This window comes from Belliella aquatica (genome assembly GCF_014637795.1).
In the GTDB taxonomy this organism is placed as follows: domain Bacteria; phylum Bacteroidota; class Bacteroidia; order Cytophagales; family Cyclobacteriaceae; genus Belliella; species Belliella aquatica.
The window spans coordinates 195,987-207,978 of record NZ_BMFD01000005.1 but is presented as its reverse complement, the minus strand read 5'-3'; the positions used below and the strand labels follow the sequence as shown (position 1 = coordinate 207,978).

General features: G+C 37.4%; 5 protein-coding genes and 1 riboswitch. Of the genes, 4 read left to right on the top strand and 1 reads right to left on the bottom strand.

All coding sequences use genetic code 11. From position 1 onward, the window contains the following. Positions 1 to 3 precede the first annotated feature (3 nt). Positions 4 to 2,163 carry a S9 family peptidase gene (locus tag IEV57_RS09280; protein WP_188441988.1) on the bottom strand — a complete coding sequence of 720 codons (2,160 nt, stop codon included), beginning with the start codon at positions 2,161 to 2,163 and terminating at the stop codon, positions 4 to 6. A gap of 104 nt (positions 2,164 to 2,267) precedes the next feature. Here IEV57_RS09280 and IEV57_RS09275 point away from each other — a divergent pair, with 104 nt between their 5' ends. From IEV57_RS09275 to metH, 4 genes are all read left to right on the top strand, one after another. Then, entirely contained in the window at positions 2,268 to 6,584 is a 4,317-nt protein-coding gene (locus IEV57_RS09275) for a PAS domain S-box protein (protein ID WP_188441986.1), read from the top strand. Between the two features lie 61 nt (positions 6,585 to 6,645). Continuing rightward, the gene (locus IEV57_RS09270) at positions 6,646 to 7,950 is read left to right on the top strand and encodes a hypothetical protein (protein ID WP_188441984.1); all 1,305 of its coding nucleotides are present in this window, start codon (positions 6,646 to 6,648) and stop codon (positions 7,948 to 7,950) included. Positions 7,951 to 8,083: 133 nt separating this feature from the next. Beyond that, positions 8,084 to 8,186, top strand: a riboswitch (SAM riboswitch). A 71-nt stretch (positions 8,187 to 8,257) separates the two neighbouring features. Then, complete coding sequence (locus tag IEV57_RS09265) at positions 8,258 to 9,301, top strand: homocysteine S-methyltransferase family protein (protein WP_188441982.1); 1,044 nt, start codon at positions 8,258 to 8,260, stop codon at positions 9,299 to 9,301. Continuing rightward, positions 9,294 to 11,990, top strand: coding sequence for a methionine synthase (gene metH, locus IEV57_RS09260; protein ID WP_188441979.1), 2,697 nt, complete (start codon positions 9,294 to 9,296; stop codon positions 11,988 to 11,990). The genes IEV57_RS09265 and metH overlap by 8 nt, the downstream gene beginning before the upstream one ends. The last annotated feature ends 2 nt before the right edge of the window (positions 11,991 to 11,992 follow it).

Below are 11,992 nucleotides of genomic sequence, written 5' to 3'. Positions count from 1 at the left end.
GTTTTATGGATGTGTGACATATCGTTCGAAAAATTCTACGATTCTTCCAATTCTATCTATTCTTCTATGTACTGCACCTGATCGTGACATTTCGTGACCTTCGTCTGGATATCTTACATATTCTACTGGTCTGCCCAATATTTTTAAGCTTTTATATAAAAGTTCGGACTGCCTTACACCTGTTCGGTAATCGACATCACCATGCTTGATCAGCAAGGGAGTTTTGATATTCTGAACATAAGTTTGAGGACTATTATAGTCCATGATTTCCTTTACTCCATCTTCCCAAGGATAGCCAAAATGATTAGGAACTAGCCTCCAAGCATTTCCTTCTCCTAAGAAGAAAGTCAATTCATAAACTCCTCTTTGTGAAAAGGCAGCTTTAAATCTATGATCATGACTTACTATCCATGCAGTCAAGTATCCAGCATAAGATCCGCCCGTTAAGAAATATTGGTCTTTATCAATCCAGTTGTATTTTTTAGCAGCATCGTCTAGCGAGCCAAGTACATCAGCTGATGGGCCATCTCCCCAATCTCTATAATTACCTTTCTGAAATACTTTTCCATAACCTCCACTTCCTCTTGGATTGGCATATACTACACCGTAGCCCATGGCAGTCATCACTTGGAATTCATGCCACATCGACCCTTCGCCAGGTCCCCACATCGCAGAAGGCCCACCATGCATTTGCAATACAGTCGGATATTTTACGCCCTCCTTTTTATTGACAGGTTCCATCACCCAGTAATCCACTTTGAATCCATCCGGCGTCTCAATTTGATGGGCTACAGGTTTAGAAATCTTCTTTCCTACTAGCCAACTTTCATTGAATTTACTGACTTGTTGTGGGTTTTTATTGGCTAAATCTGCAACATAAAATTCTGATGGGTTTTCGATCTTGATTAGACTGTAGACCATTTTCTGACCAACAATATGAAGATTGCCAACACCTACGGGACCTGTTATGATTGGGTCAATTTTCGCATTATTGATATTTACCTTCCAAAGGGAAGTTCCTCCTTCATTTCCACCTGTAAAGTAAATAGACTGACAGTCTGCCGTCCAATGACCGCTAGAAATACTTCGATCTAGAGATTCGGTGAGCCATTTGAAACCAGTTCCATCTGGTTTGATCAAGCCAATCATGCTTTGATTGTAACTTGGCTCTTCAATGTTCTGTCCATTGATAAGAATCCATTTTCCATCAGGGGAAAAAATCGGGTTGCCTACTCTGTGATTTTCTAATTTAAAAAATACACCTGACGCTTTTGTTTTCAAATCAATTTTCCAAATTTCAGCATGAGAAGTTAAGTCAGGGTGCTCTTCGTTTTTCAATGATGAAGCCAAAATATAATCAGCATTAGGTGCCCAAGTTGCTCCAAAATAACTTTGGAAACCTTGAGTTATCATCTCTGACTCCTGGCTTTCTAAGTCATAAATACCTAGATGCGAAAAATATAAATCGGGACTTAGGTCCTTTTCACCAAGGAAGTTCAATCGGTCTATTACTCTTGGATCACCTTTAGAAGCATTTTTTGCTAGCCAGGCACGAAGTTCTTCAAGATTTCCATCCGGATTTGGTTTAACTTCCTCCATTCCAATACCTGCATTGATGGCTTTGTAGTTAGGTTCATCACCATATTCTCTTCCAGGTCTTTGATGCTTCCATTCTGGCCTTCCATCAATTGCCCAAATTGGAAAAGTTGAGGAAAATAAAATTTTCTTTCCATCAGGAGACCATTGAGGATTGCTAGCACCGTTTTTTTCGTTGGTAAGTACTTGACTTTCTCCTCCGCTTAGCGGGAGAACCCAGATTTGAGCTTTACCATCTTTAGGTCTTACAAAAGCTATCTTCGAGCCATCAGGTGATAAAGCTATAGAAGAGACATTGTATTCACTTGAAGTAAGCGCTCGGCTTTCGAAAGGACTTTTAAGATCACTGATCCATACTTGACTTTTATAATCGTATTGATCTTTTCCTTTGTCTTCAACAAAGTTTTTGACAAAGACTACTTTTTTTCCATCAGGGAGGATTTGATGAGAAGAAGTACTGACTATATGAGTCAAATCTGTCAGTTGAATTAGATCACTTTTCTGTGCTATGGATAGGTTCCAGAACAGAAAGAATATGAATAACAAACTTTTTGTTTTATGTGACATTATTTTAATTTTAGTTGCAAATATGATTTAAAAGAATTTGTTGTAGTTTTAGATGCGAGAGCTAATGTTATCCTCTAATTTAAGATAAGAATATAAAATCGAAAATGAGTCTATTCACTAAATATGATATTTCTAATTTTTTTGATGAAATCAATGAACCTCTTTTAGTATTCAATCAGGAAGAGGTCATTTATTTTAATAAATATTACAGAGAGAATTTTATTGAACAACCTGATGATTGGAGATTGATTTTTGATGATTCTCAAATTCAGGTAGAAATTAACGATTTTTTTGATAAAGGTGAATTACCGAAAATGGAATATATCAAATCCCTTCAAAATAATCAGGGGGGAATTATAAGTTTTCAATGGAAGTTCACTAATCTTCCATCAAGTTACCAAGAAAGAATTTTTGTAGCGCAAGGAAGATTACATACAAACCCTAAAGGATTGACGCATCATTATGAGTTAGGTCGCGAGTCTGATAGAGATCTAAATTTAATTAAAAGCATTTTGAGATATAGTCATGATATGGTTGCCATTCTTGACAAAAATGGTATCTACAAATTTTTAAGTTCATCGATTATAGACAAACTTGGTGTTGATCCTCAAAAAATAATTGGTAAAAGTTACTTAGATTTTGCTAAAGAAGGCATAATTAAGATTCAGGAAGGTAGTTTTCAAGATATTTTGAAAACAAAAGAAGAGGTAAACTTGGACTTTATTGTTTGCCTACCAGGAAAGAAGAATATTTACATTGAAAGTTATGCAAGAAATTTAATAGATGATCCTCAGATTGGAGGGGTCCTGTTTTCCGCTAGAGATATTACGGATTATAAAAAGGCCGAAAAATCACTTCAAAAACGGTACGAACTCGAAAAACTAATCAATAGAATTTCCAAGAAATTCGTGAATGCTTCAGTAGATCAGATTGATTATGTATTCAATCAATCTTTGAAAATGTTAGGGGAATTCGAAAAAGCTGATCGTGCCTATATATTTTTATTACATGAATATAAAAGTGAAATCGAATATGCTTATGAATGGACTGCCGAAGGGATAGATCCACAGATAGAAGATTTAAAAAATATACCCATTACTGATGATTTATTGACCATCTCTTTTTTGAAAAAAGGAAAGATTTTCATTATTCCAGATGTATCCAAAATGGATCCTGAGTATGCTTATGAAAGAGATATTTATCTCCAACAGGGTATTGTTTCGGTAATTTTAATTCCAATTTTTTCTGAGAATAGATTGATAGGTTTTTTTGGTTTGGATGCTGTAGGTGAGAACCGGGAGTGGCATGAAAAGGATGAATATGTTCTTGGCCAGCTTGGTGATGTTTATGCAGGTACATTCATCAATCGATCTATCAAGAATAGACTTGAGAGAAATGAGAATCTATTGGCTTCAACTGAGATTTTAGCAAAATCAGGTTCATGGAGGTTTAGTAACTCTAAGAAAGTGCTGTTTTTCTCCAAAGGATTAAATAAAATTTTTGGATTAGATGAATTTATATCTTCTGCTACGATCTCAGAACTCCTTCATAAGATTGAAAAGAAAGATAGACGAGAATTACTTGAGCAAGTCAATAAAGCCATCAATTCAGGAAGCTCGATTTCTGGAGAATTCAGTTTAAATGAATCTAATAAGAATAAATTCATCAGTTATAGTGTTCAGGTTAGACCGATTTCAGGGACTTCGAATTTTCAGATTTATGGTTATTGTACTGACATCACTGATAAAAAAGATGCCGAAAAATATCTGAGGCTCCAGTCCCAAATATTAGCTCAAGTAAACGATCCCGTGTTTGTGACGGATAATCATCTCAAGATAATTTACATGAATAAGGCAGCTTCTAACGAAGTTCAATTATCGCTCGATGAAAAATATGAAGGGAAGATTTCTGATTTGTTTGAATTCCAATTGTCTGATAGTAGTGATCTCAATAAAGTTATCGAAAACTTAAAGGAGGGAGATGAATACCGCGAAGAAATTCATCTCAAAACATCAAGGGGGAAAATTGAGCCGTACGAATTGTCAGTTCAGGTGTTTTCTAATGAAATTGAAGAGAAACTAGGATATTCATTTTTGATTAGAAATCTCTCTCAGCAGTACAAGCAGGAAGCTTTGGCCAAAAAAGCTCGGATGATTGTAGAAAATAGTTCTGCGGTATTATTTACGGTAGACCCAAATGATAATTTTAGAATTATTTATATCACCGACAACATCAAGCAGTTTGGGTACAACGCGGATGTTTTGATCAACTCTGGAAAGAGTATTTTGGATATTGTGCATCCTGATGATGCGGCTAGTCTTTTAAATTACCATCATGAAAAACAAAATAAATCAGGTATTCCTGCATTTTCGGGAGAGTATCGACTAAGAAAATCTGATGGAACATACAGATGGGTGGAAGACAAAACACAAGAGGTTTATGATATCAATGGTGAGATTACCCTTCACGAAGGGATTTTGCAGGACATAACTGAGAAAAAGCTAAGTAGGGAGGAAATGATCCGCTCACAAAAGCGCTATCGTGTTTTGGCTGCAAATATTCCATTAACAAATGTATTTTTGATTGACAAAAATCTAAAATATATCGTTGCTGAGGGGACCAATTTCGCTAATTGGGGCATGACCTCTTCAGACTTTGAGGGGAAAACGCTTGAGGAGATTCATAGGTATAATTTGCATGAAATTAAACCAGCTGTCATCAGATCGCTTCAAAATAAGGAGTTTGTTCAAAAGATTCTAATTTACAGAAAGAGGGTTTACGAGATGACTGTAAGACCCATTATATATGAAGGTGAAGTAGAATATGCACTTGGAATCGTAAGGGATATCAATGAAGAATTTGAAGCGAAAGAAAACCTTAGGGCAAATGAAGAAAAGTATAGAACATTAGTAGAAGAATCAACAGAAATCATCTTTTCGATTTCTTTGGATTTGAATTTGACTTATGTCTCGCCTAATGTCAAGCAGTTTTTAGGTTACGAGCATCAAGAAGTTACCTCAAGAAAATTAACTGATTTTTTACATCCAGATGATATGTTAGTTTTTGCAGAAATGCTGAATCAGACTGTATCCGAGGTTTTCGAGAATCATCAATATTTAGAATATCGTCTCAGACACAAAAATGGATTGTATAAGGTATTCAGTTCTAACGGTCGATTGATCAGGGACGAACTGGGCAATGTACGTCATTATACAGGGATTGCTAGAGATATTACCAAGCTAAAAGAAGCGCAGCGAGAGCTCTTCTATGCGAAGGAACGAGCAGAACAAGCGTCAACTATTAAGTCACAATTTTTATCCATCATGAGTCATGAGATTAGAACTCCGATGAATGCGGTGATAGGAATGGCGCATTTGTTAATAGAAGATGAGCCTCGCCCAGACCAATTAGAGAATCTCAAGACTTTACAGTTTTCTGCGGAGAATCTTCTTGGATTGATCAATGATATATTAGACTATAATAAAATTGATTCTGGAAAGATCGAATTAGAAAAAGTAGCTTTTGATATTGATGTGCTCTTCAACAGAATTATTCATTCATATACGTATCAAGCAAGAGAGAAAAAGTTGGATGTTAGTTTTGAGCTAGATAGTGAGTTGCCCAAAATCATGACAGGCGATCCTGTGAGATTGGCGCAAGTTGCTAATAATCTAATTTCTAATGCTATAAAATTCACAGAACGAGGTTTTGTCAAGATTTATTTAAAGAAAGTTTACGAAAAAAAGGACTCTGTAAAAATACGTTTCGAATTTGAGGATAGTGGGATTGGAATACCAGATGATAAAATTGTAACTATTTTTGAAGCCTTTACGCAAGCAAGCACCGATACCACTAGAAAATATGGTGGGACAGGTTTAGGATTAGCGATTGTAAAGCGATTAGTAGAATTATTTGGTGGGACGATTGCTGTAAATAGAACTTCTAATGGAGGGACAATATTTAGCTTTGAAATTGAATTTGATAAACCAGAAATAGCTACAATTGAGAGTAAGGAGAATTATGTGAACACACAGAAGAATCTTTCTCATGCATCTATTTTGGTAGCTGAGGATAACTTGGTCAATCAGATTATGATCAAGAAATTTTTAAATAAGTGGGGTGTCAAAGAAGTCGTGATGGCCAATGATGGCAACGAAGCCATTGAGGCACTTGAAAAGCAAGAATTCAATCTTATCCTTCTAGATCTCCAAATGCCTGAAAAAGATGGATACGAGGTAGGAGCGTATATCCGAGCGCACGAGGATGAAAAAATCCGATCACTTCCGATAATTGCATTGACGGCATCTTCCTTGCTAGAAGTCAGAGATCAACTTGATGCCGTGGGTATGAATGATTATATTCCCAAACCATTCAACCCTGACAATCTTTATGCGAAAATTATAAAATACATCCAAGTTTAAATGATAATTGATCGTTTTTACTTGGGTTATTTCAATTAATTTTACAGCACAAAACTTATCTATGAGAATCGCTCTTCTTCTATTTCTTGTTTTTTCTTCTAGTTTTTCTTTTGCTCAAAGCAACAAAGCAAATAGATCTACTATTTATGCGACTTACGGCAGAACTGGAGCTAATATGCGCTTGTTCAATGAAATGTTGGCAAATAAAGGGCTGACTCCGATGAGAAAAGGTTATTCCAATTTGGGTTTGGGTTATCAAACTCGCTACAATGATTTTGTTTTAGGTTTTGAATTGTACCAAAACTCGGGCTTAAAGTCAACTTTTAATGGTTATGACTTAGATTATAGAACCACACGTGTATTACTCAATGTAGGATATTCCTTGACGGAAGAAGGTAATTTTCAATTTATTCATTACATGTCAGTTGGCTCAGGATTTTTGAATTTTCAAATGCTACGAGAAAATCCAGCTCAAACAGTCAATCAATTTTTGGAAAGTCCCGCACATGGATTTGTGCTACGAGACGGAAATATTCATAAAGGGAGTCGGTATTTTACTGGTTTGTTAACGGAGATCGGATTTCAAGCTTCTTTTGATCTAGAGATTCCCGGCCGTGAAGAAGTTCTCGAAATCATGACCAAATTCGGTTATGCTTTTAGTCCTTTTGAAAATTCTTGGGAGTTAAATGGAATACAGTTTGACAATGCACAGAGCGGTGCTTTCATCAGAGCTGGAGTTGGGATTTCACTTCCTGATCATAACTTTTTTTATAAAGATGCTTCTCTTGGTATTCACTTGATCAGCGGATTGCATTTCACAAGTCCTGATGAATTCAATACACTTTTGGAAGAAAATGGATTTGAACCCTTTGAAGACAGACCAAATAATTGGGGAGTAAAAGTATTGGGTGAAAGTAAAGGGTGGCTATATGGTGCTGACATATACAATGTCGCTTTGAAAGGTTCGGCAAAAGAAAATGTTTCTCACACGCTAAATAGTATTAGACTTTATGGTAATCTTGGTCGAAAGCTTTTTGAAAGAAAAAACCTCGAATTTGGTGGAGTTGCCGGTCTCGGTTATGCTAATCTACGATACTCACTTATAGACAATTCAAAACCAGACTTTCCAATGCTTTTTGAAGAACCAGATTATGATGGTTATCTCAGGAAATCTGGAATGATGCTCAAGCCTGAAATTTACATGATGTACTCAGTTCCCTTTAGCTCTGAAAGAGGGATTAATTTGGTTTTTGGAGTCCATGGAGGTTACGAGGCGCCATTGAGCAGATTTAGATTATTGGATACAGCTATGTATAAATATATGGCAAATCCATACCTGCATTTTTCGGTTGGGATAAGACCGTAGAAAATCTAGGTAGCTATCCAATTATATTATTGATTAAGATGTTATTTCTTCTATTCATTGCTGAATTGTGTTCATTGGTAAACAATTTTTAAAAATATGGATATAATTAAATTATAGAACTTACATTTGTACTTGCTTATCGAGAAAGACCGAGGGAAGGGCCCTGCGACGTCTTAGCAACCTGAATCAACAAGGTGCTAACTCCCATTCTGAAATAGTTCAGAAATAGATGAGCGGTAGATTAGATTAACAATCTTTTTTCTTCCGGTTCTTGCTCGCATAAGCTTTTGAATAGATACTGAGCAATATGAATAGAACCGAGTTACTTCTCACCCAATCAAAAAAACGAATCTTGATCCTTGATGGTGCCATGGGAACCATGATTCAGCGTTACAAGCTTTCTGAGGAAGATTTCAGAACTACAGAGCTAAAAAATCATCCCAAGCCGCTCAAAGGTAATAATGATTTATTGTCTCTGAGCCGACCTGATATTATCAAAGCAATTCATGCAGCCTATTTGGAAGTGGGTGCTGACATCATAGAGACCAATACTTTTAGTGGAACCACAATCGCTCAAGCAGATTATGGATTAGAGCGACTTGCCTATCAGATCAATTTCGAGTCAGCGAAAATTGCCAAAGAAGTAGCTTTAGAATATTCTCAAAAAACTCCAGACAAACCTAGATTTGTTGCTGGAGCAGTTGGACCTACAAATAGAACAGCCTCTATTTCACCAGATGTCAATGATCCTGGATATAGAGCAGTTTCTTTTGACGATCTAGCACTCGCTTACAAACAACAAGTGGAAGGTCTATTAGATGGGGGTTCAGATATCATTTTGGTCGAAACTATCTTTGATACACTCAATGCAAAAGCAGCGATTTATGCCATTCAAGAAGTATTTGAAGAAAGAAGTTTGCCACTAGACCCGCAAGAAGGTGGTATTCCTGTTATGATTTCAGGCACCATTACAGATGCTTCAGGCAGAACACTTTCTGGACAGACCACAGAAGCATTTTTGATTTCTGTTTCTCATATTCCACTGTTCAGCGTAGGACTTAACTGCGCTTTGGGGGCAAAGGAACTTAGACCTTACCTGAAAGTGCTTTCTGAAAACGCACCTTTCAATATCAGTGCATATCCAAATGCTGGTTTGCCCAATGAATTCGGTCAGTATGATCAGGATTCAGAAGAGATGTCAAATCAAGTTGAGGAATTTCTCAAGGATGGATTGATAAATATTTTGGGAGGTTGCTGCGGTACTACGCCAGACCATATTGCAGCTTTAGCTAAAACTGCTGCTAAATACAGTCCAAGAAAATTAGAATTTGTAAACGAATCAGATGACTAAGATTAAAAATAGAGGAGTGATGAAGCTTTCAGGGTTGGAGCCTTTGGTTTTTACTCCTGAAATCAACTTCGTCAATATTGGAGAGAGAACCAATGTCACAGGGTCGAAGAAATTTGCTCGGTTGATCTTAAATGGGCAATACGATGAAGCTTTGGAGGTGGCACTGGATCAAGTGAGAGGTGGTGCACAGGTGTTGGATGTCTGCATGGACGAGGGGATGCTTGATGGTGTAGCTGCTATGCAGAAATTTCTCAATCTAATAGCTTCGGAACCAGAAATCAGTCGTATTCCGATTATGATTGATAGCAGCCGTTGGGAAATCATCTTGGCTGGTCTAAAGTGTATCCAAGGAAAAGGAATTGTTAACTCTATCAGTTTAAAAAATGGGGAACAGGAATTTATTCAGCAAGCCAAAACTATCAAAAAGTTTGGTGCTGCTGTGGTTGTCATGGCATTTGATGAAGATGGACAAGCAGACACTTATCAAAGAAGAATTGATATCTGCAAGCGGAGTTATGATGTCCTTGTCGACCTAGTTAAATTCAATCCTGAGGATATTATTTTTGATCCGAATATTTTTCCTGTGGCTACAGGAATGGACGAACATCGAAAAAATGCTATTGACTTTTTCCACGCCACCCAATGGATCAAGCAAAATCTACCTGGAGCCAAAGTCAGTGGAGGTGTAAGTAATGTGAGTTTTTCTTTTAGAGGAAATGATCCTGTGAGAGAAGCGATGCATGCTTCTTTTCTTTATCATGCAATTCGTCACGGTATGGATATGGGAATCGTCAATCCAACGATGTTGGAGATTTATGATGATATCCCGAAAGACCTTCTTGAAAAAGTGGAGGATGTGCTTTTTGATAGAAATGAAGAAGCTACAGAGACACTCCTTAATTTTGCCGAGACCGTCAAAGCTTCTGATAAAAAAGAAGTAGCTGCCGAGGCCTGGAGAGACGAGCCTGTATCTAAGAGAATCGAACATGCCTTGGTTAAAGGAATCATTGACCACATCATAGATGATACCGAGGCAGCTAGAATTGAGTTGAAAAATCCACTCAAGGTGATTGAAGGCCCATTGATGGATGGAATGAATGTGGTTGGTGATCTTTTTGGCGAAGGGAAAATGTTCCTTCCTCAGGTGGTGAAGTCTGCTCGAGTGATGAAAAAGGCAGTAGCTTACTTGGAGCCATTTATGCCTCAGATAGGTGATTTAGATTACAACGAAGAACAAAGCAGCATTAAGAAAATCCTTTTGGCTACTGTAAAAGGAGATGTTCACGATATCGGGAAAAATATAGTAGGTGTTGTCCTTGCCTGCAATAGCTACCAAATTATCGACTTGGGAGTGATGGTGGATGCACAAAAAATCATAGACGAAGCGATTAGAAATAAGGTGGACATCATCGGTCTGAGTGGCTTGATTACACCATCATTGGATGAAATGGTAAATGTGGCATCCGAAATGGAAAAGCAAGGTTTACAAATTCCATTGCTTATCGGTGGAGCAACGACCTCAAGAATTCACACAGCAGTGAAAATTGATCCTGTTTATTCGGGTACAGTAATCCATGTGACTGATGCATCGAAGTCAGTTCCTATTGCTGGAGAATCCATTTCTGAGGAAACGAAGGAAAGCTATCACAAGCAAATCAAAGAAACCTACAGACAGCTTAGAATTGAGCACGAGGCTAAGCAACAAGTGAAGCAAATGGCAACTTATGAAGAAGCCAAGGCAAACCCAGTTTTTATAGATTGGGAACATTATACTCCTGTGGTGCCTGCAAAACTCGGAAATATAACATTGGAGCATTTAGATCTAGGTATTTTAAGAAAGTACATCGATTGGACACCTTTCTTTAGTACATGGATGCTTTCGGGAAAATATCCTAAGATCCTCCAAGATGAAGTTGTGGGTAAAGAAGCTCAGCGGCTATTCAAGGAAGCCAATGAAATGTTGGATAAGATTATTGAAGAGCAATGGCTTCAGGCCAAAGCAGTGGTTGGTTTATTCCCTGTTGAGCGCCTTGAGGATGATTTGGTTTTGCCAGATCAGGGATATAGTTTCCATTGTTTGAGACAACAAGGCAAAAAAGGCAAAGGAGTTCCTAATCGTTCCTTGGCCGATTATATTCATCCACAAAAGACAGATTATCTCGGTGGCTTTGCTGTGACAGCAGGCTGGGGGATAGAAGCAAAACTGAAGGAGTTTCAGGAAAACGGAGATGATTATAATGATATTATGCTCAAGTCTTTGGCAGATCGATTGGCAGAAGCAGGTGCCGAGTATTTACATGAATTGGTAAGAAAGGAGATTTGGGGATATGCTAAGGAGGAAAGCTTGGATAATGATGCTTTGATCAAAGAATCATATGCAGGTATTCGCCCAGCACCAGGCTATCCAGCTTGTCCAGAGCATTCTGAGAAAAGAACCTTATTTGATCTCCTTGAGGTGGAAAAAAATATCGGTATTACGCTCACAGATAGTTATGCCATGTATCCGACTTCTTCAGTGAGTGGTTTTTATTTTGGTCATCCAGAAAGCAAGTATTTTGGACTTGGAAAAATAGGTGAGGATCAAGTCAAAGATTATGCAAGAAGAAAAGGAGTAAGCTTAGCACAGGCAGAGAAATGGCTTTCACCGAATTTAGCTTATACCCCATCATTTAATGTTCAAGAATCTTAAAT